The 26,081-nt window shown below is 41.4% G+C and carries 22 protein-coding genes and 1 riboswitch; of the genes, 13 read left to right on the plus strand and 9 right to left on the minus strand.

What is annotated here, in order from left to right; all coding sequences use genetic code 11:
• Window positions 1-46: 46 nt before the first annotated feature.
• A complete protein-coding gene (locus K7X70_RS05920; protein WP_222536182.1) occupies window positions 47-2,512 on the plus strand; it encodes an outer membrane beta-barrel protein in 2,466 nt (821 codons plus the stop codon).
• 22 nt (window positions 2,513-2,534) lie between these two features.
• The gene (locus K7X70_RS05925; protein WP_222536183.1) at window positions 2,535-3,188 is read left to right on the plus strand and encodes a hypothetical protein; all 654 of its coding nucleotides are present in this window, start codon (window positions 2,535-2,537) and stop codon (window positions 3,186-3,188) included.
• Window positions 3,189-3,216: 28 nt separating this feature from the next.
• Here K7X70_RS05925 and K7X70_RS05930 read toward each other — a convergent pair whose 3' ends face one another.
• The 3 genes from K7X70_RS05930 to K7X70_RS05940 form a co-directional block, all read right to left on the minus strand.
• Window positions 3,217-3,591 carry a DUF779 domain-containing protein gene (locus tag K7X70_RS05930; protein WP_222536184.1) on the minus strand — a complete coding sequence of 125 codons (375 nt, stop codon included), beginning with the start codon at window positions 3,589-3,591 and terminating at the stop codon, window positions 3,217-3,219.
• A gap of 11 nt (window positions 3,592-3,602) precedes the next feature.
• Window positions 3,603-4,637 (minus strand): alcohol dehydrogenase AdhP, encoded by a 1,035-nt coding sequence (adhP, locus tag K7X70_RS05935; protein WP_222536185.1) that lies wholly within the window; start codon window positions 4,635-4,637, stop codon window positions 3,603-3,605.
• 76 nt (window positions 4,638-4,713) lie between these two features.
• On the minus strand, window positions 4,714-6,219 hold the full coding sequence (locus K7X70_RS05940) for an aldehyde dehydrogenase family protein (RefSeq protein WP_222536186.1): 1,506 nt from the start codon (window positions 6,217-6,219) through the stop codon (window positions 4,714-4,716).
• Window positions 6,220-6,377: 158 nt separating this feature from the next.
• Between K7X70_RS05940 and K7X70_RS05945 the strand changes: the two genes are divergently transcribed.
• From K7X70_RS05945 to K7X70_RS05965, 5 genes are all read left to right on the plus strand, one after another.
• A complete protein-coding gene (locus tag K7X70_RS05945) occupies window positions 6,378-7,298 on the plus strand; it encodes an AraC family transcriptional regulator (RefSeq protein ID WP_222536187.1) in 921 nt (306 codons plus the stop codon).
• Between the two features lie 345 nt (window positions 7,299-7,643).
• Window positions 7,644-10,010, plus strand: a complete 2,367-nt coding sequence (locus K7X70_RS05950; protein ID WP_222536188.1) for a right-handed parallel beta-helix repeat-containing protein — start codon at window positions 7,644-7,646, stop codon at window positions 10,008-10,010.
• Window positions 10,011-10,139: 129 nt separating this feature from the next.
• Window positions 10,140-11,036 carry a LysR family transcriptional regulator gene (locus K7X70_RS05955; protein ID WP_222536189.1) on the plus strand — a complete coding sequence of 299 codons (897 nt, stop codon included), beginning with the start codon at window positions 10,140-10,142 and terminating at the stop codon, window positions 11,034-11,036.
• A gap of 73 nt (window positions 11,037-11,109) precedes the next feature.
• Window positions 11,110-12,042 (plus strand): YeiH family protein, encoded by a 933-nt coding sequence (locus K7X70_RS05960; RefSeq protein WP_222536190.1) that lies wholly within the window; start codon window positions 11,110-11,112, stop codon window positions 12,040-12,042.
• Between the two features lie 81 nt (window positions 12,043-12,123).
• Window positions 12,124-12,570, plus strand: coding sequence for a DinB family protein (locus K7X70_RS05965; protein WP_222536191.1), 447 nt, complete (start codon window positions 12,124-12,126; stop codon window positions 12,568-12,570).
• 14 nt (window positions 12,571-12,584) lie between these two features.
• Here K7X70_RS05965 and wrbA read toward each other — a convergent pair whose 3' ends face one another.
• Window positions 12,585-13,817, minus strand: coding sequence for an NAD(P)H:quinone oxidoreductase (gene wrbA / locus K7X70_RS05970; RefSeq protein ID WP_222536192.1), 1,233 nt, complete (start codon window positions 13,815-13,817; stop codon window positions 12,585-12,587).
• Window positions 13,818-13,915: 98 nt separating this feature from the next.
• Here wrbA and K7X70_RS05975 point away from each other — a divergent pair, with 98 nt between their 5' ends.
• The gene (locus tag K7X70_RS05975) at window positions 13,916-14,716 is read left to right on the plus strand and encodes an AraC family transcriptional regulator (RefSeq protein ID WP_222536193.1); all 801 of its coding nucleotides are present in this window, start codon (window positions 13,916-13,918) and stop codon (window positions 14,714-14,716) included.
• 97 nt (window positions 14,717-14,813) lie between these two features.
• Here the strand turns inward: K7X70_RS05975 and K7X70_RS05980 are convergent, their stop codons facing one another.
• From K7X70_RS05980 to K7X70_RS05995, 4 genes are all read right to left on the minus strand, one after another.
• Entirely contained in the window at window positions 14,814-15,230 is a 417-nt protein-coding gene (locus K7X70_RS05980) for a DUF983 domain-containing protein (protein WP_062547295.1), read from the minus strand.
• A gap of 10 nt (window positions 15,231-15,240) precedes the next feature.
• On the minus strand, window positions 15,241-16,110 hold the full coding sequence (locus K7X70_RS05985; protein ID WP_222536194.1) for an AraC family transcriptional regulator: 870 nt from the start codon (window positions 16,108-16,110) through the stop codon (window positions 15,241-15,243).
• A 104-nt stretch (window positions 16,111-16,214) separates the two neighbouring features.
• The gene (locus K7X70_RS05990) at window positions 16,215-16,661 is read right to left on the minus strand and encodes a GtrA family protein (RefSeq protein ID WP_222536195.1); all 447 of its coding nucleotides are present in this window, start codon (window positions 16,659-16,661) and stop codon (window positions 16,215-16,217) included.
• Entirely contained in the window at window positions 16,661-17,389 is a 729-nt protein-coding gene (locus K7X70_RS05995; RefSeq protein WP_222536196.1) for a CDP-alcohol phosphatidyltransferase family protein, read from the minus strand. Before K7X70_RS05995 ends, K7X70_RS05990 begins: the two co-directional genes overlap by 1 nt.
• A 203-nt stretch (window positions 17,390-17,592) precedes the next feature.
• Window positions 17,593-17,696: riboswitch (SAM riboswitch) on the plus strand.
• Between the two features lie 99 nt (window positions 17,697-17,795).
• Between K7X70_RS05995 and K7X70_RS06000 the strand changes: the two genes are divergently transcribed.
• A complete protein-coding gene (locus K7X70_RS06000; RefSeq protein WP_222536197.1) occupies window positions 17,796-18,965 on the plus strand; it encodes a cysteine desulfurase family protein in 1,170 nt (389 codons plus the stop codon).
• Between the two features lie 134 nt (window positions 18,966-19,099).
• Here K7X70_RS06000 and K7X70_RS06005 read toward each other — a convergent pair whose 3' ends face one another.
• Entirely contained in the window at window positions 19,100-20,290 is a 1,191-nt protein-coding gene (locus tag K7X70_RS06005) for a metallophosphoesterase (protein WP_222536198.1), read from the minus strand.
• A gap of 531 nt (window positions 20,291-20,821) precedes the next feature.
• Here K7X70_RS06005 and K7X70_RS06010 point away from each other — a divergent pair.
• The 4 genes from K7X70_RS06010 to K7X70_RS06025 are packed head-to-tail and all read left to right on the plus strand — an operon-like array spanning window position 20,822 to window position 26,071.
• Window positions 20,822-22,909, plus strand: a complete 2,088-nt coding sequence (locus K7X70_RS06010; protein WP_222536199.1) for a ferredoxin-like domain-containing protein — start codon at window positions 20,822-20,824, stop codon at window positions 22,907-22,909.
• Window positions 22,909-23,697, plus strand: a complete 789-nt coding sequence (gene cobA / locus K7X70_RS06015; protein ID WP_222536200.1) for a uroporphyrinogen-III C-methyltransferase — start codon at window positions 22,909-22,911, stop codon at window positions 23,695-23,697. Before K7X70_RS06010 ends, cobA begins: the two co-directional genes overlap by 1 nt.
• Window positions 23,698-23,702: 5 nt before the next feature.
• Window positions 23,703-25,364 carry a TSUP family transporter gene (locus tag K7X70_RS06020; protein ID WP_222536201.1) on the plus strand — a complete coding sequence of 554 codons (1,662 nt, stop codon included), beginning with the start codon at window positions 23,703-23,705 and terminating at the stop codon, window positions 25,362-25,364.
• 2 nt (window positions 25,365-25,366) lie between these two features.
• The gene (locus K7X70_RS06025) at window positions 25,367-26,071 is read left to right on the plus strand and encodes a phosphoadenylyl-sulfate reductase (RefSeq protein WP_222536202.1); all 705 of its coding nucleotides are present in this window, start codon (window positions 25,367-25,369) and stop codon (window positions 26,069-26,071) included.
• Window positions 26,072-26,081: the final 10 nt, after the last annotated feature.

The following is a 26,081-nucleotide window of genomic DNA, read 5'->3' on the forward strand; positions in this document are numbered from 1 at the left end:
TACCTGATGATATGCTTAAAAGCGTAGGTGGAAAAACTATGTCTATATGAAAACGAAAATATACTACTTCTTTCCCTTGTTGTTCAGTCTTTTGTTATTTATTTTCAGTGGAACACAAGCACAAAATTCGGTTGTCATTTCGGGAGAGATCTCAGGGAAAGTCCTTGATGAATCACAAAAAGCATTTCCTTATGCCAGTATCAGTTTATTGAATGCCAAGGATTCCAGTTCTGTAAGGGGAACTTTAACCGGTGACAATGGAAACTATGAGTTCAAAAGCATTCATCCTGGAAAATACCTGGTTTCAATTTATGTGGTAGGTTACCGGAAAATAGTAAAAGGTCCTTATCAGATTGGAACGGATCAACGTTTACATCAGGTTGCACAAGTTCAAATGGTGGTGGATGCGCAGGAATTGAAAGGTGTCAATATTGTGAAACAAAAGCCTTTGATAGAAAGACAGATTGATAAAACCGTCTTGAATATAGAAAACAGTATCCTCGCGACTGGCAATACTGCATTGGAGATTTTACAGAAATCTCCGGGCGTGACAGTAGATAAGGACGGGAAGATTGCCTTGAGGGGAAAACAGGGAGTGACGGTGATGTTAGACGGGAAACCTACCTACCTTTCGGCAGAACAGCTGGCCAATTTATTGCGTTCCACAGAAGGCAGTGCCATTCAATCTATTGAGTTGATTACCAATCCTTCTGCTAAGTATGATGCGGCTGGAAACTCAGGGATCATCAATATCAAACTAAAGAAAAACCGTAATTATGGTACGAATGGCTCCTTATCGGCAGGAGTTGGTTATGGCACAAATTATAAATTCAATACTGGCCTGAACCTGAACCATAGAGAGAAGAAGTTCAATATTTTTGGAAATGCAGATTTCGGTCTGAACAACCGTTTCCAGGAAACTGACATTATGAGGGTCAACAATACGGCTACTAATCAGACTTATTTCGACCAGACTGGTCATACCGATGCCAGACGCAGAAACCGGAATTTTAAAGCCGGAATGGACTATTTCATCAATGACAATAATACCATCGGCTTCTTTGTAAATGGTTACCATAGCAACAGAAAATCTAATGCAGATGTGCTGACTTTAATCGGCGACAAGCCCGGTAAGACGGATTCTTCGGTTGTAGCGCCAAATACCAGTACTGGAAAGTATACCGGAATTACCTATAATTTAAACTATAAAGGAACATTGGATACTTTGGGACAGGAGATCAGCATGGATGTCGATTATTCCCGTTACAATGGTGATGAAGATAATATTTTCAATAACCAATTTAAGAATGCCAATGGAGCACCTTTAAAACCATCTTATATTTTTAGAAATTCAACTCCCTCACTGGTGAAAATATGGGGTGCAAAAGTAGATTATACCTATCCCATCAATAAAACGATGAAGCTAGACCTCGGGGCAAAATCCAGCTTTGTGAGTACAGACAATAGTTTCCTTTTTGAAAACTTTGTTCAGGACCAATGGCAGATTGATGGGGTAAAAAGCAACCAGTTTATATACGATGAAAACATCAATGCTGCTTATGCGAATTTTAAAACTAAATTTAAGAGTACCACAATTCAATTGGGCTTGAGGGCGGAGCAAACCAATTCTAAAGGAAATTCCATCACGGAAAAGAAAGTGGTGAAAAGAGATTATATCAATTTGTTCCCTAGTGTATTTATCAATCAGGAATTGTCAAAAGACCATGAAGTAGGGGTATCGTATAGCCGCAGGATCGATCGTCCGGATTACAGTTCCTTAAATCCCTTTATCGATTACCTGGATTTATATTCTTACAGACAAGGGAATCCTTTCTTAAAACCACAGTTCACCAATGCATTTGAGTTTTCATATTCCTTCAAAAAGACCTTAAATGTGACCGTCGGCTATAGCCATACCAGTGATGTAATGACGGATGTATTGCTCACCGATACCGCAAGGAAAACTATTTTTATCTCTGTGCAAAATCTGGCCAAACAGGATTCTTATAACCTGAATCTGAGCTATCCAATAGCCATTACAGAATGGTGGAGTACCAATAATAATTTAACCACCTATTACAACCGTTTTCAAACTCCTGATATTTTAGGGAATCCTTATAAAAGCGGCCGATTGGCTTATAATCTGAATACAACACAAACACTGACCTTAAACCCAACTACAAAATTTGAATGGTCAGGTTATTTACAGTCCAAACAAGTCTATGGAACGCTGTTGATTGCGGCGCAGTATGGAATAGATCTGGGCGCCAGTAAGTCCTTTATGGACAATAAGCTGAACATTAAATTCGCTGCCAATGATGTGTTTAAATTGCAAAAAAGCAAGATTACCAGTGCGTTGGCCGATCAAAATTATGTAGTGAATGAAAGATGGGAAAGTCAGGTATTTCGCCTAACTTGTACCTATCGTTTCGGAAGTAAAGATGTTAAGGGGGCCCGTCAGCGCTCAAGTAGTTCCGAAACAGAGGGAAGACGGGTAAAATCCGGCCGTTAAGGCCATATAAAATGATGGGTATATGATGTATACTTCTGAAAGAGATTATCATTCAACAAAATTGATTAAAAGGGGAGAGAAGGAATTGGATAGTTCTTTTTCCAAATTTGCAGACTGGGTTTTAGAAGAATTTGGCTGCCGGCCTATCAATATTATTTACGATAAAATTGACCCGAATGACCGGCCTAAACTCAGCCTGATTTTTGAACTTCAGGGACAGGCCTCGGTTTTTCATAATGGCCGTGGTTACGATGAAGTGAAGAGAAAGGCCGTTGTCGATAAGTTTAAAACTTTTGCCCATGAAGGCAGTGGTATTTCTGATAACTCGGATATCTGGGTGATTTTTCAGGAGTTCGAATCTGCAGAGCAGGCTGCTTGTAATGAGCGGATTTCAAAGGAAGAAGTGGAAGCTTTTAAAGCAAAATATGCAGATCAAAACCTTTGGGAGATTTCCCGTTTTGGCGCTTATACCACCTTTTTCTTTTTAACCAAAGACCAGATGCTGCAGAGTAAAGACAGCGGAATACAGTCGGAAATCAGAGCTGAATACCTGAAACTGCTGAAACCTTACGATGAGTTTAATTATTTCAATCTGGAGAATTTACCGATTGTATTTGATAATAAGGAAAACTTTGATGAGCATTACCAGGGAAGCTGGCATCAATTTTACAGATAGAAAACCAGATGAGGTGATACCTGCGGAACTAATCCGCAGGTATCACTGGTTCCAGGTCTTTCAATTCTTCCTCAGTAAATAACCGGGAGTGGATTAGAAAGCCCATATCAAGGGTGGATTCAAGAGAAAAACTAGCTGCTCTTCCAGGGATGACATCCAGTGTCAGCTTCGTATGTTTCCAATATTCAAACTGATCTCCGGCCATGTAAAATTTACAGCCTTCAATTTCGCCAATACACACATCATTGGAGCCAACGAGGAAACCTCCTTTCTCAAAGCAATGCGGATAGGAGCCTTCGCAGCATCCACCACTTTGGTGAAACATGAGTTCTCCGTATTCTTCCTTTAGTTTTGCGATGATGGCTTTGGCTGCTGCTGTCGCCTCAATTCTCTTGATTCCCATTTTCTTATGATTTATTGATCCGCAATTTGTAAGACCATCCTTCCATCAATCTTTCCGGCCTTCATCTGATCGAATACTTCATTGATGTCTTCCAGTTTTGCTGCGGTTACCGTTGCTTTAACTTTTCCTTCAGCAGCAAATTCGATCGCTTCCTGTAAATCTTTTCGGGTACCTACAATGGAGCCACGGATCGTGATCCTGTTCAATACCGTATCAAAAATAGAAAGGTCGAAATTTCCCGGGGGAAGTCCGTTTAAAGCCATGGTTCCTTTTCGTCTCAGTGTTTCCAATCCCTGTTTAAAGGCAATTGGAGAAACAGCAGTGACCAATGCACCGTGCATCCCACCAGTTTCTTTTTTGAGGAATTCTCCTGGGTTCTGTTTCATCGCATTGACCACTAAATCTGCGCCAAGTTTGGTGGCCAGCTCCAGCTTATCATCGGCCACATCAATTGCAGCCACGTGCATGCCCATCGCTTTTGCATATTGAACTGCAACATGGCCCAATCCACCAATTCCAGAAATGGCTACCCATTCTCCAGGTTTTACTTCTGTCTCTTTTAGTCCTTTATAAACGGTTACCCCGGCGCATAAAATTGGCGCCATTTCCAGCAAATTGGAATTTGCAGGTAAATGACCTACATAGCGGGCATCAGCAATCACGTACTCCGCAAAACTGCCATCTACACTGTAGCCGCCATTTTGCTGGCTTTCGCAGAGGGTTTCCCATCCGGTAATGCAGTGGTCGCAACCGCCACAGGCACTGTAAAGCCAGGGTACGCCTACCAGGTCGCCTTCTTTAACATTAGTCACTTCAGGGCCAAGGGCTACTACATAACCTACGCCCTCATGACCAGGAATTAAAGGCATTTTCGGTTTTACAGGCCAATCTCCAGATACGGCATGTAAATCTGTATGGCATACGCCACTGGCAATTACTTTAACCAGTATCTGATTTCTGCCTGGTCTTTTAACTTCTACTTCTTCAATCTGCAATGGTTTTCCAAATTCGGAAATCACAGCGGCTTTCATCGTTTTAGGGAGCATAAAATATGGGGGTATAAATGAGAATAAAAAAAAATCCCGGAAAACTACCTGCTGTCCGGGATTGAATCATCAACCATTAAAAGAATCCTAATTTGTTTTTATCGTAAGAGATGAGCATGTTTTTGGTGCTGCGGTAATGATCCAGCATCATTTTATGGTTTTCTCTTCCGAAACCTGATTTTTTATAACCTCCGAAAGGGGCGTGTGCAGGATAGGCGTGGTATTGATTTACCCAGATTCTTCCTGCCTGAATCGCGCGTGGCACCTGATATAGTTCATGTGCATCACGGGTCCATACGCCTGCACCCAATCCGTATAAGGTGTCGTTTGCAATTTCTATCGCTTCTTCTACCGTTTTAAAGGTGGTCACACAAAGTACAGGACCAAAAATCTCTTCCTGGAAAATGCGCATTTTGTTGTGTCCTTTTAATATAGTAGGCTCGATGTAATAACCAGTCCCTAATTCTCCTTCCAGCTTGTTGGCCGCACCCCCAATCAGGAGTTCTGCACCTTCTTCTTTACCAATGTTGAGGTAAGAAAGTATCTTTTGATACTGCTCATTTGAAGTCTGCGCGCCCATCATACTGGTTTTGTCTAATGGATGGCTGATTTTTATCGCTTTAGTACGCTCGATCACGCGGGCGATAAATTTGTCGTAAATGCTTTCCTGAATCAGCAGACGCGAAGGGCAGGTACAGATTTCTCCCTGGTTTAAGGCAAACATCACGGCACCTTCCACCGCTTTATCGAAAAAGGCATCGTCTTTATCTGCTACCGATTCAAAGAAAATATTCGGAGATTTTCCACCCAGTTCCATCGTGGAAGGGATGATGTTTTCTGCCGCATATTGCATAATTAGACGGCCGGATGTGGTACTTCCTGTAAAAGCAACTTTCGAGATCCTTGAAGAAGTAGCCAATGGTTTACCTACTTCAATTCCGTATCCGTTCACAATGTTCAGCACACCTGGAGGCAGGATGTCGCCGATCAATTCCATCAGAATGATGATCGAAACCGGGGTTTGCTCAGCAGGCTTCACTACCGTACAACAACCTGCTGCCAGCGCAGGCGCGATTTTCCAGGTCGCCATCAATAAGGGGAAGTTCCAGGGAATGATCTGGGCAACTACGCCGATTGGCTCATGCAGAGCAATGCTCACCGTATGCTCATCATGCTCTGCAATCGAACCTTCATCAGCCCTGATCACTCCTGCAAAATACCTGAAATGGTCTACTACCAATGGTAAATCTGCAGCCAGTGTTTCCCGGATCGCTTTTCCATTCTCTATGGTTTCTACGGTAGCCAGGTATTCTAAATTGTCTTCTATTTTCTGTGCAACCTTTAATAATATATTACTTCTGTATACTGCCGAACTTTTGCTCCAGGTTTTGAATGCCTCATGCGCGGCATCTAATGCCAGTTCTACATCTTCTTGACTCGACCTTGCGGCTTTTGTGAATACTTTTCCATCTATCGGAGAGATGTTGTCGAAGTAAACGCCCTTTACAGGAGCTACAAATTTGCCGCCAATGAAATTGTCGTAATGCGATTTAAATGACGGTCTTTTTACTAGATTTTCCATGAATATATCGTCTTTTTAATGATTTTTAAAGTAAATTGAACTTGAGAGGGCAAGTAGCCGCTATACAAACCTAGGGCAATAGCGCAGGCGGAGGTAGGAGAATTGTTTCATAGTATAGCACTATCGTCTCATTGTATGAACCAAATAATATTTTTGATATGCAGCACAAATTAAATCCATTCGGACTCAGCAGAGCGGAAAGTTTAAAGACACTCGTAGAAAATAGAACCGCATATACCTTGCAGAACTGTGAGTTAAATGTCTTTGAGACCTATACGGAATCTTATCGCGTGCCGCTTGTATTTAATGATTTTGTGATCACCAGTATGTTAAGAGGGAAGAAGGTGATGCACCTGTCGGGGAAATCTGAATTTGAGTATTATCCCGGACAAACGGTGATTGTACCCCCTGCATTGTGTATGAATATCGATTTCCCTGAAGCAACAAATGAGAATCCAACGCAATGTATTGCACTGGCGATTGATCCCGACCAAATCAGAAAAACAATCACTTATCTCAATGAATTTTTTCCTAAAGAAGCTGCCACAAGTTTGTGGCAATTGAATTTTGAGGAATGTCATTTTCAGAACAGCGAAGATATTGCAGGCTTAATTAATAAAGTGGTCAGAATTTGCTCAGAACGCTCTGGAGCCACAGATATTTTAGCCGATCTGACTTTAAAAGAATTGCTGCTGCGCATCATGCAAAAACAGCATCTGAAAAGTCTGGGGGCAGATTTATCGGAGCAGAACCGCAATCCATTGGCTTATGTACTCCATTATATCAAAACTAATCTGAATGAAAAAATCAATATCAATAGCTTGTCGGATAAGGCCTGTATGAGTAAAGCCACGTTTTATCGCTTATTTAAACGCGAATTGGGATTAAGTCCGAATGAATTTATCCTTTCTGAGAAAATCGCAAAAGCAAAACAGCTGTTGAGTAATCCAAAAGCCAAGGTCGCTGCCGTTAGTTATGAGCTTGGATTTAGTGATGCTAATTATTTTATACGTGCATTTAAGAAGTTAGTAGGCATGACACCTGGTCATTACCAGCTGCAGGTAAATGCCGGTTTTTAATCGTTTTACGGAATTTTGACTATGTTTTAAGAAATTAATTTTGGTGTTTTATAGTTTTTAGGAATATAATGAATGAATTGAACGGAGTGAATTTCTTGATTATTAGCTAATTTTAGTTAAATCCCCCAGCAATAGAAACGCTCCTCATAATCATTTTATGAAAAGCTGAAGGTCCTCCTTCAGCTTTTTTTGTAGCAATCCCTGGCATAAAAAAAGCAGGTTAATTTTTTAGCCTAATCAGTAGGTAAAGAGTAATCATTGTGATTTACTGTTTATGTTTTATATTTTGCAGCATTAACCTAGCATTTGACCCACAGCTGAAACACCAAATAAACCAAATATAAAATGAAACATTTAATGCCTGCAAAGCTCTTTTTGAGCTGTTGTCTGCTGTTTACAGTATCTAGCAGCCCGACTTTTGCAAAAGAACTCTACATTTCTGTAAAAGGAAATGACCATAATCCGGGTACAAAAGAAAAGCCCTTGGCCAGCTTTAAAAAAGCGCAGCTGATGGCAAGGAAAATCAATGAAGCGCTGACCATTTATGTTCGTGGCGGAACCTATTACCTAAATGCCCCAATAATTTTCGGGAGGGAGGATGACAGGTCAGCAAAAACAGCAGTAGTCTATAAAGCATTTCCTGGGGAACAGGTGAAAGTAAGTGGTGGAATACCGCTGCAATTGACCTGGGAATCATTTTCCGCTGGAATTAAAAAAGCAAAGGTTGCGGATGATATCGCTTTTGATCAGTTATTCGTTAACGGAAAACAGCAGCGCATGGCGAGGTATCCGAATTACAATCCTGCAGTCCGGTTTTTTGGCGGAGCTTCGGCTGATGCCATCAGTCCGGAAAAGGTGAAAAGTTGGAAACATCCGGAGGGAGGATTTGTGCATGCCCTCCATAAACATGAATGGGGAGGATACCAATACGAGATCAGTGGGAAAGATGAACAAGGAAAATTAGCGCTGAATGGCGGCTTTCAGAATAACCGGCAATTAGGAATGCATGATAAATACCGTTTTGTAGAAAATATTTTCGAAGAACTGGATACCGCCGGGGAATGGTATTTTGATAAAAAAGGTAAAACACTGTATCTGTATCCAGAAAAAGGAGTTGATTTAAGTAAAACTCTGGTAGAGGTTGCACAATTAAAATCACTTTTTGAATTCCGTGGAACTGCCGCACAACCGGTTCGAAATATTCGACTGGAAGGAATGGAGCTCAGCCATACGTTAAGGACTTTCATGGAAACCAAAGAACCCTTATTGCGGAGCGACTGGACGATTTATCGTGGCGGAGCCGTAGTAATGGAAGGTGCGGAAAATTGTGTCATCAGCAATTGCTTTTTCAATACAGTTGGTGGAAACGCTGTTTTTATGAGCAATCATAACAGAAAAAATGTGGTCACAGGTTGTCATATTCTCAATGCAGGTGCCAGTGGGGTTTGTTTTGTGGGTGATCCAGCTGCAGTGCGTTCTCCAAGTTTTGAATATGGACAGTTTGTTCCTTTAAAGGATATGGACCGGGAAAAAGGCCCTAAAACGAATAATTATCCTGCGAATTGCAGTGTTGAAAACACTTTAATGAATGGACTGGGCAGCGTAGAAAAACAGGTTGCCGGTGTAGAGATTTCTATGTCGATGGACATAAAAGTAAGCCACAATACCATTTACGATGTGCCCAGAGCAGGAATAAACATCAGCGAAGGCACCTGGGGCGGACATTTGATTGCTTATAATGATGTGTATGATACTGTATTGGAATCGGGAGATCATGGTGCTTTTAATTCCTGGGGCAGAGATCGTTTCTGGCATCCTGATTATGCTTCAATGGCCGAAATTGCTAAAAATAATCCCGAACTGATTAAAGCTGATGTGATCAAACCGATCGTCATTCATGACAATCGGTTCCGCTGTGACCATGGCTGGGATATTGACCTGGATGATGGTTCTGGTCACTACCATATTTATAACAATGTTTGTCTGAATGGCGGACTCAAACTAAGGGAAGGTTTTTTCAGAACCGTAGAAAACAATGTGATCCTCAACAACTCGTTTCACCCTCATGTCTGGTTTAAAAATAGCGGAGATGTTTTTAAACACAACGTGGTGATGCGTCCTTACTATCCGATCCGGGTGGAAGATTGGGGTAAAGAAGTGGACTATAATCTTTTTCCTGATCAGGATGCCCTGCTGCAAGCTCAAAAAGCAGGCACAGATGCACATTCGGTATTTGGAGACCCTCAGTTTATCCATCCTGAAAAAGGAGATTATCGTGTAAAAGCAAGTTCTCCTGCCTTGAAAGTAGGCTTTAAGAATTTTGCAACAGACCAGTTTGGGGTAAAGAGCGCCAGCTTAAAAGCATTGGTTCGTCCGGTAAAGCTGCCGGTAATCGTTTCCGATGGGAAGTCTGATGAGGTGGTCTATTATCACTTCCTTGGCGCAAAGGTGAAAAATCTAAATACGCTGGGAGAACGTTCTGCCACAGGCATGGCTACTGAAACAGGTGTGTTAATCCTGGAAGTCCCAGAGAAAAGTATTTTGCATGGCTTGCTGCAGGAAAATGATGTGCTGCTGATGTGCAGTAATCAGCAAATTGGTAACTGGAATGATCTGGCTAAGGTACAGCGAGCTTTTAAAGCTGGACAAAGAGTACCCATCTCTATTTTTAGAAATCAGAGTTTAAAGAAAATGGAGATCCTGATCAAATAGTGTCGGATGAGTAATGAGCAGCTGCTGATGCTGCTCATTAAAAAATTGGTAACAATATGGTACTGTTTTGAGGATAATGAATGGGTTTCTTTAAGTTTGAATGTTTAACCAAGCCAATAACCGGATTCTATGTCAGATTTTCGTCTAGAAGTATTCTATACCGTAGCCAAACGTCTTAGCTTTACAAAAGCCGCTGAAAGCTTATTCATTACCCAGCCAGCTGTGACAAAACACATCCATGAATTGGAGCAGCAGTATAATAATAAGTTATTTGTTCGTAAGGGAAATCGGATTGAATTGACACCTGCAGGTGAATTGTTATTGCAGCATGCAGAAGAATTATTTGCGATCTATAGAATCATTGATTTTGAGATGAATGCCCTGGTAGACAAGAAAGAAGGGCTCTTAAACCTGGGTGCCAGTACCACGATTGCGCATTATGTCGCCGCTCCGCTGCTTGCCGGTTTTAGAAAGAAATTCCCCGACATTCGTTTGAACCTGATCAATGGCAATACCGAGCAGATTGAAAAAGCTTTGATTGACAGAGCAATTGATCTGGGGATCGTAGAGGGCAAATCTAAAAACCAGGAAATCAGTTATACGGAATTTATAAAGGATGAAATTGTGCTCGTTTGCGGGAAAGATCATCCATTGGCAAAGAAAGACCAGCTGAGTCCGGAAACACTCAAAGATTATGCTTTTGTGCTGCGGGAACAGGGATCTGGAACGAGAGAGGTGCTCAGCCATGCGCTAAAATCCATAGGCTTAAAAATGTCCGATCTGAAAGTTGAAATCCAGCTGGGCAGCACAGAAAGTATGAAGTCCTATTTAATGAATTCTTCTTGTCTGGCCTTCATCTCTATTCATGCCCTTAGTAAAGAACTTCAGAATGGTAGTCTGACTGTGATCGATGTCAGCGGATTGAGTATTGAACGCTATTTTTACTTCATTCATCTTCAAGGGAAACCGGATGGTTTGTCTGACGTATTCTTGCGCCATGTTCAGTTGGTGTATAACTTAAGGTAATACCGGATCAGGTTTTTGAATTTGACCAGTCTCCCCATTCTTCTCAATTTTGTGTTACAGAAAAGGAGAAATTATGGAACTGAGCGAGCGAACACGGAAGGTTATTTTTATCACAGCAGCATTGTTTTGTCTGCTGCCATTTATGTCTGCTCCATTGGCCTTATTATTAGGTTTGGTTATGGCGCAGCTGATGAAACATCCGTATCAGGAACTCAACCACAAAGCGACCAATCTCTTATTGAAAGTATCTGTGGTCGGCCTAGGTTTTGGAATGAACGTATTTGCCGCCATGAAAGCCGGAAAAGAAGGGGTATTGTTTACCATAGCCTCCATTGCAGGGGTGCTGATGCTCGGCTATTTCCTGGGCAAAGTCTTCAAAATTGAACGTAAAACTTCTTATCTGATCTCCGCCGGAACCGCAATCTGTGGTGGTAGTGCGATTGCCGCATTGTCGCCGGTGATGAAAGCAGAAGAAAAAGACATCTCTGTTTCTTTAGGGATCGTCTTTATTCTGAATTCTGTAGCCTTATTCCTTTTTCCAATGATTGGACATGCGCTTGATTTAACGCAAACCCAGTTTGGAATGTGGTGCGCTATTGCCATTCATGACACCAGTTCAGTAGTGGGCGCGGCCAGTAAATATGGCGAAGAGGCACTAAAAATTGCGACTACAGTGAAATTAGCCCGTGCGCTATGGATTGTTCCACTGGCATTCGGAACGGCCTTTCTCTTTAAAAGCGATCGCTGTAAAGTGCAGCTGCCTTATTTTATTGGCTTGTTTATCCTGGCCATGCTGGCCAATACCTACCTGCCTTTTGTGAGCGTAATATCGCCTTATGTGCTGAGTATTGCTAAAGCCGGATTGACACTAACGCTGTTTCTGATTGGTTCCGGATTGTCCTTTAAAGTAGTTCGGGTGGTGGGCATCATGCCATTTTTGCAAGGCCTTATTTTATGGTTGGCGATCTCCGGCGCTTCCCTCTGGGCAATTGTAACTTTAAGCTAAAAAGACGCCATTTTATTTCATTAAAATGAGAATAGATCCTTCGTTTTTAACGATTTTTGAAGACACACCAACCCCATCGTTATGACAAAACAAGATTACATCCATATTTACGAAAGAGATCTTCAACGATTAATTACGGAAATGGAGGCTTATGGCCAGCAAGAAGAAATTTGGTTAACAGCTCCTGGCATCAGTAATACTGCCGGGCACCTGGCACAGCACCTGATTGGGAATTTAAGAACCTTCGTCTGCCTGCCAATGGGTGGTTTTCCTTATGAACGCGATCGCGAAGCTGAATTTAAAGCAGTCAGGTTTACTTATGAAGAATTACTAAAAGAACTGTATGCTTTAAAAGCAGATGTAAAGACAAGTATTGAAAAGGTGGAAGACCTCGATGCGGCTTATCCAATTGAAGTCAAAGAAGTATGTGAAGGCCAAACGAACGACTTTATGCTGTGTCATTTATTAGCTCATTTGGCCTACCATACCGGTCAGATCAATTACCACAGGCGATTGCTGACCAAATAAATTGATTGCTGAGTTTATTCCAGTTCAAAAATAGCCTGGATTTCAACAGCGGAATTCATTGGGAGAGAGGAAGCGCCAACAGTAGCCCTGGTGTGCATTCCACTCTCTCCAAGTATTTCTACGAGAAGATTTGAAGCTTCATTCATTAATAAGGCATGCTTGGTATATCCTGCGGCAGTGTAAAAGAATCCGGTTAATTGTACCGCTTGTTTCACCTGGTCTAAATTGCCGCCAGCCGCTTGTTTTAACACCGCAAGTACGTTTAAAAGCGTTTGTCGTGTTGCCAGTTTAGCCTGTTCTTCTGTAACCTCAGTACCCACCATTCCTGGGTGATCTACTTTCCCTGCATTTAAAGCAATCTGGTTAATGAAAACCTGTTTTCCGGAAATGCGGAAAGGTTTGTAATTTCCAACGGGTGCAGGAGCTTCAGGTAAAGTGATGTTCAATGCTTTCAGACGCGCTTCAATTTTACTCATTTTAGCTGCTGCAATAGTACTGCTGCCAGGAGCAAGGGTACCAGTAATGGAATGGGGATGGGCACTGTTTTTTGTCTCCTGATAACCTTTAGCGGCTTTCGCCAGGGCATAGCCTTGAAGTGCTGCCAGGTGTAATTCGCCTGCTGAAGGTCTGGTCACCGCATTTGCACCTGCTAATGAAGTAGTGCCAAATGCCGTATTTCCCTGTGGGATGGTTTTGTCAATTTCCTGATTTCCCATGATGCCCGTAGGAACGATCAACATGCCATGTACGGCAAGCGTACTCCAGAACGATAAAATCGCAGCCTCGCGTCCAGCACCACTTCCTGCCGACATAAATACTGTTGCAGGTTTGCCTTCCAGCTTACGGGCTGTCCAGATGCCTACACTCTGGTCCAGAAAATACCGCATATCTGCCGACATATTTCCAAAATGAACCGCTGAGCCAAAAGCGATCCCGTCATATTCTGGTAATTCGTCAATCACAGCATATGGAACGTTAGCAAATGCTTGTTTATCCTCATTGGCCAAAGGTTTAATTCTTGGCACCTGCTTCAATACCGCAGTTGCACCCGGAAATTTTTCTATGCCGTCAGCCATCGCTTTGGCCATTTTATAAGATCCACCACTTTCTGTATTGAAAAGTACCAGAACTTTCAGAGCTGAAGATTTTGTGTTCATTTTACGCTGGGCTTTTAATGATACGATGCTCAACAGGCATAATCCAACTAACAAACCTGTTTTTACACGTATTGAATTTATAAAATTCATTGAATATTGATTTAAAGATGTAATAAGAGCACAAAGGTCGCTAAAGCTGCTTGTCTTTAAATGTCTATATTTGCCAATAACATGTCATTTTACGACACATGAATAAAGCAAGATTTTGTCATTTAACGGTTGATTCGGTAAAAAAGGAAGCCTATGTATGGCATGAAGCAGATTGGAAGTTTTCTGACGATTGGCATGCCCATCAAATGGGACAGTTGATTTTTGTAGAAAAGGGACTCCAATACCTCCATACGGCAGAAAGAACTTATTTATTGCCTAGTCAGCATTGCGCCTGGATTCCTCCCGGATTGGCCCACCGGACCTCCAGCCCCTTGAACCAGGTATACCTGCGCTGTATCTTTTTAAATAAAACCAGCGACAGTCCCTTTTTTAAGGAACTGAATATTTTCCATACTTCTAAGGTGCTGCGGGAGATGATCCTGTTTACAGAACAATGGTCGAGACTGGAAGAAGAAGAACCCCTGGAACAGGATTTTATAAAGGCCCTGATTGGTATTTTACCACTTACTTTCAATGCCGCTTTGCCATTGGTACTTCCGGTACCCAGAGATCCCAGGATTACTAAAATGGTAGATTACCTTGCTGAATGTGTAGATAATGGAGGTGTGATGGTCAATGAACTCAAAATTCCTGATGTCGCTGCAAAGTTTAACCTCTCTGCAAGAACAATGGAAAGGTTGTTTAAACAGGATATTGGCATCACCGTGGCCGGATACCTCAAATTGTATAAAATGATCAAGGCTGTAGAATTACTTTCTATCTCTGGAGAAACCGTGAAAGGAGTATCGATGAAAGTCGGCTATGATAGCGTATCTACTTTTAGCAATACCTTTCAGCAGGTATTAGGGCTTCGGCCGCATGAAATGATGGTACCTTAATGGAGCAGATATTTTAAAAAAACAAAAGGCTCATCAGTGTTTGCTGTGAGCCTTTATATAAAGGGGGCATTAATAACGTGTGGAAATAAAGGGTAACTTATACTTTGGAAGGATCGTAATGTAATCCCGGCGACAACCAGTATAAAAGCACCATTCTGGAATACCTGTAATTGAATGGGGAGAATAAGAATACACCCACCAATAAGATGGCCACATAGTACCACAGGTTCTCATAAGTTAAGGGCAGGCCTAAAACATACGCTGCAACACTTATAGAGATCATTTGTGCTACGTTCATCGCATAACTCACAAACATCGCTACATAGAAATAGCCAGGTTCGCGCTCAAATTTTAAACCGCAGTGTGGGCAGAATTCATTCATTTTCTGTACTTTGAAACCGTAGGTAGCGCCTGTGAAAACATTACCTGTACGACATCTCGGGCATTTAGAATGGGTGATACCATACCATTGGGAAACATGCGGTGTGTGATTTAACTGGTCCGTACTGCTCATATCTTGTGTTTTATTTATCTTGTTTTCTAAATTTATCTGGGGTTGAACCCACGTGTTTTTTAAAGAATTTTATGAAGTAAGAGGGGTCACTAAAAGCGAGCTTATCTGATATTTCAGCAATGGAAAGCTCCATATTAATCAGTAAACGCTTAGCTTCTAAAATCACCCGATCCCGGATGAGCTGACCTGCAGAGATGCCCAAAAGATCATTGCATAGTGCATTCAGATGATTTGGAGTGATGTATAACAGCGCTGCATATTGTTTAGGAAACCTCAATTCTATAAAATTAGTTTCAATTAATCTTTTAAAACTCTTCAGCAGCGTCTGGTTGTAGGAATTGGTTTGTGGCTGCTGTTTCAAACTCAATCCTCTCGATACCTGAATAAAAATATTCAGCATCAAAAGCCTTACCAGATCGGCATCAAATGGCCTGGCTTCTTTTCCTTCATGCAGGATCTCTTCAAAAAGGGAAACCACTTTTTCCATCGTCAATTCTGGCAGTACCAATACTGCATCACCGGAATGCTCGTCAAAGAAGCTGAAATTCTCCAGGTATAGCGGATTGTATAAAAACGACTTGAAGTAATTTTCAGAGAAATTGATGATATATCCTTCCACTTCCGATTCAAAAGCCCAGCTGTGCACCTGTCCTGGAGTCATAAAATAAATCATGCCCGGTAGTACAGGGTAATTTTTAAAATCAATCGTCTGATTGCCGCTTCCTTTTGTGAAGCAAACCATGTGGTAAAAGGAGTGCCGATGTGCCGAATGTAAGTGTAAGTACTGCTTAGAATAATGGCCAAACCTGCTGACTAGGATACCCGCATTTTTGTATTCTTCAAAAGTACTGATGTCATAAACAGGGATGTCATTCTTCATATACAAAGATACTGCTTCAGCTGGATTTTTAAGCGGTACTAATTCTTCATAAAATGGTACTTTTTACTGATTGTAATGTGGCGTTTTATCGGATATTGCCCAAATTAGCCTTTTAGGTCTGCTGGCTGTGGTATTTTTGAATCAGTAGTACTTTTTTTAAAGACCCAGTATTTTTGCAGGGTATAATTAAAGCCCAGCGATACAAGGATGTCTACCATGATCCTGGTTATTTTATAATCCAGGCGCAATAGATTACTGAAAAGATAAGTTCCTGAAGATTTCAGGAGAATACTTCCGGCAACTACAAATACGAATTTGACCAGTTGATTGCCTACAGGTAATTGCGTGGATTTATTTGCATTAAAGGTCCAGTAGCGGTTAATGGAAAAATTAACGATGGCGCCGATGACGCCCCCAATAGCGATGGAAATGGTATAATGAATGTGCAGGAATTCTGTACAGGCGATCATGATCAGGTAGTCGATAATACCACCTGAGAAAGCGGAAACCTGTGCCTTTGCAAAAACGTATACAGATTTCTTAATGCTCATTAACGCGCCTTTTGTTGTTTTGCTTCACGCTCTGCATTGTCCCTGATGTCGCCCAGTTTCAATAGTTTCCTGGTATCCAGGAAATTGATAATGAATAATACCAAGCAGATTCCAGTAGCAAAATATTCAATTAAATGACCAAAAATAACTTCTAAAATAATGATGATGGCAAGAATAATCCTGATCTCAGTAGGACCAACAATCCCTGCATCAATGCTGTAAATGTCAGTAATTTTATAACGCAACTGAGAAATGATCATCGCCCAGCCATATAAGGCTACAAATATAAAGGCAATTAGTTCATACTCATTTCGGGCATAAACCAGGTAGCCTAAGCCAATCAGAACGGTACTCATCCAGTCCATAATGATGTCTAATGAAAAACCATACCATTTACGGGGTGTGTTTCTATAATAAGCCATTCTTCCATCCAGGGAATCACCAAACCAGTTGATCGCTAAACCTAAGGGGCCTAATAATAGATAGTCTCTGCTGATGTAAGTACCCATGATAAAGCCTAATAGTACAATTACAGAACCGGTAGTACCGATAAATGTCAGCATGTCTGAACTGATGAAACTAGGAATGCGTTTTACCAGCCAGGAAATCGTGCTTTGCTCTATGCCGCTTAAAATATTGGTTCTTTTTCTATCCTGGAATATTCTTTTTAAAATGCTGTTGTCGCCAGTTACTTGATGCGCCTCTACTCTCAATTTATTTTCTTCCATTCAGGTTGTGTAATTATACTCTTATAGAATATGCTGCAAAAATATGGAATTGAAACTTCAAATGAAGGGAAATTCCGTTATTTATTAGCTTTAATTAGCATTTATATGACCGAAATTCAAAAATTAATAATTTATTTAAAAAAGACTATTGAATTAGTAGACTTTATTACATCTTTGCTGATAGTAAAGTTCATTCATTTATTTACTTATCCAGAAAGACTGAGGGAAAGGCCCTGTGATGTCTTAGCAACCTGTTATTTTAATAAGGTGCTAATTCCTGTCCGCCATTTGGCGGAAGAGATAAGTTGTTAGAAAACCTGTAGTTGGATTTTCTGGTAAACTCATCCATGCCTTATTCTTGTAAACTGATTAAGTAGATTTTCTTAAATCTATTAAAGCAATTCACATGAGAATTTATTTAGACAACGCCGCAACCACACCTTTAAACAGAGAAGTTTTCCTGGCAATGGAGCCCTATTTTTTTGAAAACTTTGGGAATCCATCTTCTTCGCATCACCATGGCAGGGGAGCGAAAGTAGCCATTGCGCATGCCCGTGGCATTATCGCAGACCTGCTCAATAGCAGTCCAGACCAGATTGTGTTTACTTCGGGTGGTTCAGAAGCGGATAACACTGCGATCCTTTCCGGGATTCGTAGCAATGGCATCCGACTTGCTATCACTTCTGCTTTTGAGCACCATGCCGTATTGCATACTTTGCAGGCCTTAGAGAAAAACGGAGAAATTAACCTGGTTTATCTTCAGCATGATGCAGCAGGCAATATTTCCCTGCCTCATCTGGAAAAATTACTGAGTACCAATGAAAAGGCATTTGTTTCCTTAATGCATGGAAATAATGAGATCGGAAACCTAAATGATATTTCGGAAATCGGAGCATGCTGTAAAAGATATGGCGCAGTTTTTCATTCGGATACTGTGCAGTCTATGGGGCAGTACCGTTACGATACCCCCGATTTGAAGGCAGATTTTCTGGTGGGGTCTGCACATAAATTCCATGGCCCGAAAGGCGTTGGCTTTTTATACAGAAGTACCAAACAGACGCTTTATCCTTTGATTAACGGGGGTGCTCAGGAGCAAAAGCAACGGGCAGGTACAGAAAATGTGACCGGCATTGTTGGATTGGCAAAAGCATTGGAAATCAGTTATAGAAACCGGGATGTTGCTCAGCGGCATTTGATCCAATTAAAAGAACGCCTGATCTATAAACTAAAAGAAAGGGTTGCTGAAGTAACTTTTAATGGGAACTCTGCAAATACAGCGCTCAGTTTAAATAGTGTGTTGAGTGTTTCTTTGCCTGATCCGCAGAATGGAATTGACCTTTTAAGTTACCTGGATCAACAGCAGATTTCAGTTTCTGGCGGCAGTGCCTGTAATAGTCATTCTGGTGCAGGTTCTCATGTACTTACCGCTTTGGGACCTCAGTTTGGCAGATCAACAGTTCGTTTTTCTTTTAGCCGGTACAATACCGAAGAAGAGATTGATTATGCCGTGGAAAAACTGGCGAAATGTTATGTGGGAACGGGAAAAGGGGTTTTTACAGAAGAGTTTTCGCTCTAGACTGTATTTACGTATAGGCCTTAGATTGTATTTGCCTATAGATTGTACTTAGCAAACCTGCATCGGATGATCTGTTTTGATACTATGCAGGTTTGCTGATTATAAATATGCTTGATTGGCTGAATAAACTGATGTTATCTTCTCGTTTTCTTCAATTCGATGACGGTTATTTCCGGCCAGATGCCCACTCTTCCTGAAAAACCAAGGAAGCCAAAACCCCTGTTGATATTCAGATACCTGCCATTTGCACTGGTAACACCAGCCCAATGTGCATAGCGGTATTTTACAGGACTCCATTTGATGCCAAAGGCTTCGATTCCAAATTGCATCCCATGGGTATGACCAGATAGGGTCAATTGTATTTTTGAAGGCCAGTTTTTCACTTCAGATTCCCAATGGGTAGGATCATGAGAGAGCAAAACCTTAAAATCATCCGGGTTTACGTTTTGCAATGCTTTTTTCAGATCGCCGCGCTCCCCAAAGCCAATCCCCCAGTTTTCTACTCCTGCAAGGATGATATGCTGTCCATTTTTTTCAATCCGTACATGTTCATCTAACAGCAGTCTGTAGCCCATTTCGGCATGGTGCTTTTTTAGACTTTGTAAATTAGTCTGTTTCTCTGTATCGTTTTCCCATTTGATGTAATCTCCATAATCATGGTTTCCGAGAATAGAAAATTGACCATGAGGTGCTTTCACCTGTGAAAAGTGCCCCATCCAGGGTACGATTTCCTCTGCTTTGTTGTTCACCAGGTCTCCGGTAAACACAAAAAGATCGGATTTTTGTGCTTTGATCAAGTCGATGCCCCTTTGTACTGCTTTCGCGTTTTTAAAGCTGCCTGCATGTACATCGGAAATCTGTGTGATGCGAAAGCCGTTAAATTGTTCCGGCAGTTCGTCGAAGAATAAAGTATGTTTGATCACGCGGTAAGCGTATTTACCTTTAATAATACCATATAAGAAAATCAATACGGTGATGACAAATAAAGCCAATCCGAATTCTACCCAGTACACGCTTCTTGTACCACCGGTAATCACCCGGTAACCGTCGCCAAGAATTAAAATAACCACAAAGACAAGCTCACTGGTGATCAAGACTAAGAAAGTATGGGTAGTGATCTTGAAAAAGATATCCATGCCATTGTCGCGCATGCGCTGAATGGAATAGGTAAGGGAGGCCAGAATGAAAATGAGGAAGCCCCAGAACACCGGACTCAGCCAACTGCTGTTTGTTAAAGTTTCAATGCCAGAAAGGACATACCAGTTGAGTAAAAATACAAAAGTGGCGATAATGGCGAAAGGTAAAAGGTTGATTTTTCTTTTCATAAAAGACTTAGTATTATAAAAGTAAGTGTTCAGATGAGATTTTGTTTTGATCCTGATCAATTTGACAATTTGCCGATGATTAAGTATGGAGAGGAATCCTGGAAAGGTTTGGTCGGGAATCAGCGCAATAGGAATCTGTCGCAGGGATTAGATATAGTGAACAAATGATTCCGGACAGGTTTCGTATAATTCCAGATCAGTACTTAAAGGCTAAGGAATTGAATAAAAACTACTAGGCTTAATTCGCTTGTAATCAACGTTATTGGTTTTATTGCAATTAATTCCATAGAATTGGTAGTAAATTAATACATTGAAATACAGTGAGTTATAAATATTTTACCAATCTAATGTACTACTAAACCTATATACTTTATATATTTGCTTTATGAACCAAACAGTTTACAACGGAAATCTAATGTTAACTCACTGCATGTGTGGGTAATGATTTCGGCTGTAAAGAGTAAAAATATTTAAAAGCTTCTTCAGTCTCCCCGACAGAAGAAGCTTTTTTCAAATAAGACCAAACGTACTATGCAAAGTTTTAGAACAGAGTTAGAAAATCCTGTTGTTGAAAAGGATATTATCGATCTTGAGAAAAAGATCAGAGCCTTTCGCGAAGGAAAAATTCATGAGGAAAAATTTAGAAGCCTGCGCCTTGCCCGTGGTGTTTATGGACAAAGACAGCCTGGCGTACAAATGGTGCGTATTAAATTGCCTTTTGGAAAAGTAACCTTCAAACAACTGTTACGCATCGCCGATGTTTCTGATGAGTATGGCAGTGGAAACCTCCACTTAACCACCAGACAGGACATTCAGATTCACTATGTGAGTTTAGACAGGACCCCTCAATTGTGGGAGGAACTGGAACGTGATGATGTCACGATCCGTGAAGCTTGTGGAAATACAGTAAGGAACGTAACCTCCTCGCCGGATTCAGGAATCAATCCAAACGAATTGTTTGATGTTTCTCCTTATGCACATGCGTTTTTCACTTATTTCCTGCGTAACCCGATTTGTCAGGAAATGGGAAGGAAGATTAAGTTTTCTTTCTCATCGGATGAAAAAGATACGGCCTATAGCTATATCCATGACCTTGGTTTTATTCCTAAAATCAATGAAAAAGGAGAGCGTGGTTTTAAAGTGATGCTGGGTGGTGGATTAGGTGCACAGCCTTTCCTGGCCAGTTTGGTACACGATTTCCTTCCGGAAGATCAGATCATTCCTTATGCGGAATCCGTATTAAGGGTGTTTGACCGTTACGGAGAGCGTACCAATAGAAACAAAGCACGTCTTAAATATTTAGTACAGAAATTAGGATTAGAAGAATTATTGAGACTGATTGATGAAGAAAGAATCGCCAATAAATCAAAGTCTTTTAAAATAGATAGAGATGCCGTGCTTTCTCCGGAGCCTCCTGCTTTGCTGGAATATCCAGAATTAGAAGTCGTAAATACTTTGGAATACCAGCATTGGCGTGCTACAAACGTAATTGCTCAGAAGCAAGAAGGTTTTTATGGCGTCTATGTAAAGGTGCCGGTAGGGGATATTAAAACCGACCGCGCCCGTAAATTGGTCGCAGGAATCAGTCCTTATGTGGCTGATGAAATCCGCATCACTCAAAATCAAGGACTACTTTTAAAGTTTGTCAGAGCAGGTGCTTTACCAGCTTTATATGAGGTATTGAAGGCGGTAGATTTTGCGACTCCTGGATTTGACAGCATCGGTGATGTGACCACCTGCCCGGGAACAGATACCTGTAACCTTGGGATTTCAAATAGTATGTCGCTTTCTGTAGCACTGGAAGAAGTGATCTATGATGAGTTTCCAGAATTGATTTACGATAAAGACATTAAAATAAAGATCAGCGGATGTATGAATTCTTGTGGTCAGCATGGTCTGGCACACATTGGATTCCATGGCAGTTCCGTGAAAGCAAACGGAAAAGTAGTACCTGCAGTACAGGTGATGCTGGGTGGCGGTACCGTTGGTGATGGCGCAGGACGGGTAGCGGAAAGGGTGATTAAAGCACCTTCTAAGCGTGCTACTGATGTGTTAAGAACCATATTAAATGATTTTAGCGGAAATCACCAGGAAGAAGAAAGCTTCCATGCTTATTACGACAGACAAGGGAAAGATTATTTCTACCAGCTGTTAAAACCACTGGCAGATCTGACCACCTTGAAAGAGGAAGAATATGTAGATTGGGGGCATGAAGAGATCTTTAATACGGCAATTGGTGTCGGAGAATGTGCAGGTGTGGTGATTGATTTAGTGGCTACTTTGCTGTTAGAAGCAGAAGAGAAATTAGGTTGGGCAAGGGCTTCCTTTGAAGCAAAAGCTTGGTCTGATGCTATTTATCATACTTATGCCGTATTCGTAAACGCAGCAAAAGCGCTTTTACTGGATAAAGCAGTCAACAGCAGTACACAGATTGGTGTGATCCGTGAGTTTGATACCCATTATGTAGAAACAGGAGAGTTTAAACTGAAAAGTACTTTCAATGAACTGGTGTTACAAATCAATAAGAATGAGCCTACAGCAGAATTTGCTGCCGCTTACCTGGCTGATGTCACCGACTTTTTTAATCAGATCAATGCAAAAAGAGAGGAGCAAATCTAATGAGCACTAAAAATATAAATAACAAAGAACCAAAGATTACTTTGGTAGGTGCCGGCCCAGGTGATCCTGAATTGATTACGATGAGAGGTGCAAATGCCTTGAAATCTGCCGATGTGGTATTGTACGATGCTTTAGTAAATGAAGGTGTATTGGATTATGCCAATCCTGAAGCCATCAAAGTATATGTGGGCAAACGCTCTGGCGAACATTCTTATTCTCAGGATGCTGTGAATAAACTCATGATTGATTATGCCCTGAACTACGGTCACGTGGTGCGCTTAAAAGGTGGTGATCCTTTTGTATTTGGCAGAGGCTACGAAGAATTGGATTTTGCTGCGGGTTATAGCATTCCGGTAACCGTGATTCCAGGCTTATCGAGCTCTATTTCTGTTCCTGGCTTACAGCAAATTCCGGTTACGCACAGAGGATTAAGCGAAAGCTTTTGGGTGGTGACAGGTACCACGGCTTCTGGGAAAATCTCCAATGATTTGTATGAAGCTGCAAGGTCTAAAGCTACGGTAGTGGTATTGATGGGATTAGGGAAACTGAAAGAGATTGTAAAACTTTTCCAAAATGAAGGAAAAGGAAAACTTCCGGTTGCTGCGATTCAAAGCGGTTCGACACAAAACGAAAAACTGGCGATTGGAGTGGTAGATACGATTGTAGAATCAGTAGAAGAAAAAGGAATTGAAGCACCAGCATTGCTGATCTTTGGCGAGGTAGTGTCTTTGCACCCTTCTTTTCAACCCATCAAAGAATTTTTCAATGCACTTAAAGAAGAACTATAACTAATATGGAAGGCAATCAATTATTTCCTGTCTTCATTAAATTGAACACCATTCGCACAGTGCTGATTGGTGCAGGTCCGGTTGGACTGGAGAAATTAGCAGCCATATTATCAAATAGCCCTGAAGCTCGCATTAGGGTGATTGCAAAGGAGATTTTACCGGAATTCAGGGAATTGGCTGCCGCACATGAAGGGGTGATCATCCTAGAAAGAGAATTTATGACCGGAGATCTGGATCATGCCGATCTGGTGGTGGCTGCAACAAATAATAATGCGCTAAACCAACAGATCAGACTGGAAGCCGATCAGCGAAATCTCCTGGTGAACTTTGCGGATAAGCCTGACCTGTGTAACTTTTACCTGGGGTCGATCGTGAAAAAAGGAGACCTAAAAATTGCGATTTCTACCAATGGGAAATCACCAACGATTGCGAAACGTTTAAAAGAAGTGCTGAATGAAAACCTGCCGGAAGCACTGATTGATACTTTAGGAAACATGGAGGCACTAAGAAATACTTTAAGCGGGGATTTCGCGGAAAAGGTGACCAGGTTGAATGAAGTCACCTCTATTTTAGTTGCTGAAAAAGCTCCAGCGAAAAATGGTGTTTCAAAAAACAGTAAAGTCTTGAATGATCAGGCAATTTCAATTGAAACCGGGAACTTTATGGAAAGTCAGTCGGCGGTAATTGATGTAATTTCAAATGAGTATTCAGGAGCGGGAAATGGTATAGTTTCAAATGAAACTCTGGTAGCCGAGAACGATGCAGCTCCTGAAAAGAACGTAGATAAGGTTAAGAAAAACTTCAAATGGCTGATCTGGACCTCAATCGTGCTTTCTTTTGCTATAGTCATCACTGCTTTCTGGCATAAGGAACCTGAATTTCAGGCTTATCTGACGCAATTGGATCCTATGTTTTACTGGTTTCTGATTGGTGGGTTTGTATTCGCCATGATCGACGGTGCCATTGGGATGTCGTATGGCGTAACCTCCACTTCATTTTCTCTGGCAATGGGTGTGCCCCCTGCCTCAGCGAGTATGGGTGTCCATTTATCAGAAATTCTGAGTAACGGGATTGCCGGCTGGATGCATTACCGTTTTGGAAATGTGAACTGGAAGCTGTTCCGCATGCTGTTGATACCAGGGATTGTGGGGGCTGTAGTAGGTGCCTACCTGTTGTCGTCATTGGAGCATTATAACCATTATACAAAGCCCATCATATCAGTGTATACCCTGATTCTTGGTGGTGTGATTCTTTCCAAGGCCTATAAAATCAACCGCAGGCTGAAAAATCCGAAAGGTAAAATCAAAAAAATCGGTCTTCTCGGCTTATTTGGTGGTTTTATCGATGCTGTTGGCGGCGGTGGCTGGGGATCCATTGTTTTATCCAGTTTAATCGCAGGTGGAAGAAACGCACGTTTCTCTTTAGGAACGGTGAAAATTACCAGGTTCTTTATCGCCCTGATGAGCTCCCTGACTTTTATCACCATGTTAAATGGTGCACATTGGGAAGCTGTTGGTGGTTTGGTGATTGGTAGTGCCTTGGCATCGCCGATTGCGGCAAGGGTATCGAACAAGATCTCTGTGAAAACAATTATGGTGTCAGTAGGTGTGTTAGTGGTATTGGTGAGCTTACGCAGCATCATCAACTTTATCCTTAAAGAATTTTAGTCATGAAAGAAGAATTAACAGCAATAGCTGAACAAATAAAAGATAAAGATCCGGTAGAGGCCCTCCGTTATTTTGCCGCTAATTATCCGGGGAAAATAGTATTCTCTACCAGTTTCGGCTGGGAAGATCAGGTGATTACACACCTGATTTTTGCAAATGATATTCCGATTGAAGTGTTTACCCTGGAAACAGGCAGGCTATTCCCGGAAACATATTACGTATGGAACAGGACATTAGAGAATTATAAAAAACCGATCCTGGCCTATTATCCCCAAGCAGAAGCGCTCCAGGAAATGGTGAATGCGAAAGGACCAAATAGTTTTTATGAATCTGTAGAGAATAGAAAAGAATGTTGTCATATTCGTAAGTTAGAGCCATTAAAAAGAGCGATTAGCGGTAAAGATTGCTGGATCACGGGCATCCGTTCTGAGCAATCATTAAACCGTACAGATATGACCAACCTGGAATGGGATGAGCAAAATAACCTGCTGAAATTCCACCCTATATTTTACTGGTCGCTGGAAGAAGTAAAGGCGTATATTAAGAAACATAACATCGTTTATAATACCCTCCACGATAAAGGGTTTCCGAGCATCGGTTGTGCTCCCTGTACCAGAGCGGTGCAAGAAGGGGAGGATTTCAGAGCAGGACGCTGGTGGTGGGAAGATCAATCAAAGAAAGAATGTGGTTTACATGCCACTAAGTAAAAGATAAGAA

Origin of the sequence: Pedobacter polysacchareus, from assembly GCF_019802255.1 — a bacterium.
Classification (GTDB): Bacteria; Bacteroidota; Bacteroidia; order Sphingobacteriales; family Sphingobacteriaceae; genus Pedobacter; species Pedobacter polysacchareus.

Excerpts from the sequence above, each read along its gene's own strand:
- K7X70_RS05985 (WP_222536194.1), bottom strand. The coding sequence starts at position 16,110 with ATGAAGAATGACATCCCTGTTTATGACATCAGTACTTTTGAAGAATAC.
- K7X70_RS05975 (WP_222536193.1), top strand. The coding sequence starts at position 13,916 with ATGAATAAAGCAAGATTTTGTCATTTAACGGTTGATTCGGTAAAAAAG.
- K7X70_RS06020 (WP_222536201.1), top strand. The coding sequence starts at position 23,703 with ATGGAAGGCAATCAATTATTTCCTGTCTTCATTAAATTGAACACCATT.
- K7X70_RS06025 (WP_222536202.1), top strand. The coding sequence starts at position 25,367 with ATGAAAGAAGAATTAACAGCAATAGCTGAACAAATAAAAGATAAAGAT.
- K7X70_RS05955 (WP_222536189.1), top strand. The coding sequence starts at position 10,140 with ATGTCAGATTTTCGTCTAGAAGTATTCTATACCGTAGCCAAACGTCTT.
- K7X70_RS06005 (WP_222536198.1), bottom strand. The coding sequence starts at position 20,290 with ATGAAAAGAAAAATCAACCTTTTACCTTTCGCCATTATCGCCACTTTT.
- K7X70_RS05920 (WP_222536182.1), top strand. The coding sequence starts at position 47 with ATGAAAACGAAAATATACTACTTCTTTCCCTTGTTGTTCAGTCTTTTG.
- wrbA (WP_222536192.1), bottom strand. The coding sequence starts at position 13,817 with ATGAATTTTATAAATTCAATACGTGTAAAAACAGGTTTGTTAGTTGGA.
- adhP (WP_222536185.1), bottom strand. The coding sequence starts at position 4,637 with ATGCTCCCTAAAACGATGAAAGCCGCTGTGATTTCCGAATTTGGAAAA.
- K7X70_RS05945 (WP_222536187.1), top strand. The coding sequence starts at position 6,378 with ATGCAGCACAAATTAAATCCATTCGGACTCAGCAGAGCGGAAAGTTTA.
- K7X70_RS05965 (WP_222536191.1), top strand. The coding sequence starts at position 12,124 with ATGACAAAACAAGATTACATCCATATTTACGAAAGAGATCTTCAACGA.
- K7X70_RS05995 (WP_222536196.1), bottom strand. The coding sequence starts at position 17,389 with ATGGAAGAAAATAAATTGAGAGTAGAGGCGCATCAAGTAACTGGCGAC.
- K7X70_RS05960 (WP_222536190.1), top strand. The coding sequence starts at position 11,110 with ATGGAACTGAGCGAGCGAACACGGAAGGTTATTTTTATCACAGCAGCA.
- K7X70_RS06010 (WP_222536199.1), top strand. The coding sequence starts at position 20,822 with ATGCAAAGTTTTAGAACAGAGTTAGAAAATCCTGTTGTTGAAAAGGAT.
- K7X70_RS06000 (WP_222536197.1), top strand. The coding sequence starts at position 17,796 with ATGAGAATTTATTTAGACAACGCCGCAACCACACCTTTAAACAGAGAA.
- K7X70_RS05950 (WP_222536188.1), top strand. The coding sequence starts at position 7,644 with ATGAAACATTTAATGCCTGCAAAGCTCTTTTTGAGCTGTTGTCTGCTG.
- K7X70_RS05925 (WP_222536183.1), top strand. The coding sequence starts at position 2,535 with ATGATGTATACTTCTGAAAGAGATTATCATTCAACAAAATTGATTAAA.
- K7X70_RS05980 (WP_062547295.1), bottom strand. The coding sequence starts at position 15,230 with ATGAGCAGTACGGACCAGTTAAATCACACACCGCATGTTTCCCAATGG.
- K7X70_RS05930 (WP_222536184.1), bottom strand. The coding sequence starts at position 3,591 with ATGGGAATCAAGAGAATTGAGGCGACAGCAGCAGCCAAAGCCATCATC.
- cobA (WP_222536200.1), top strand. The coding sequence starts at position 22,909 with ATGAGCACTAAAAATATAAATAACAAAGAACCAAAGATTACTTTGGTA.
- K7X70_RS05990 (WP_222536195.1), bottom strand. The coding sequence starts at position 16,661 with ATGAGCATTAAGAAATCTGTATACGTTTTTGCAAAGGCACAGGTTTCC.
- K7X70_RS05940 (WP_222536186.1), bottom strand. The coding sequence starts at position 6,219 with ATGGAAAATCTAGTAAAAAGACCGTCATTTAAATCGCATTACGACAAT.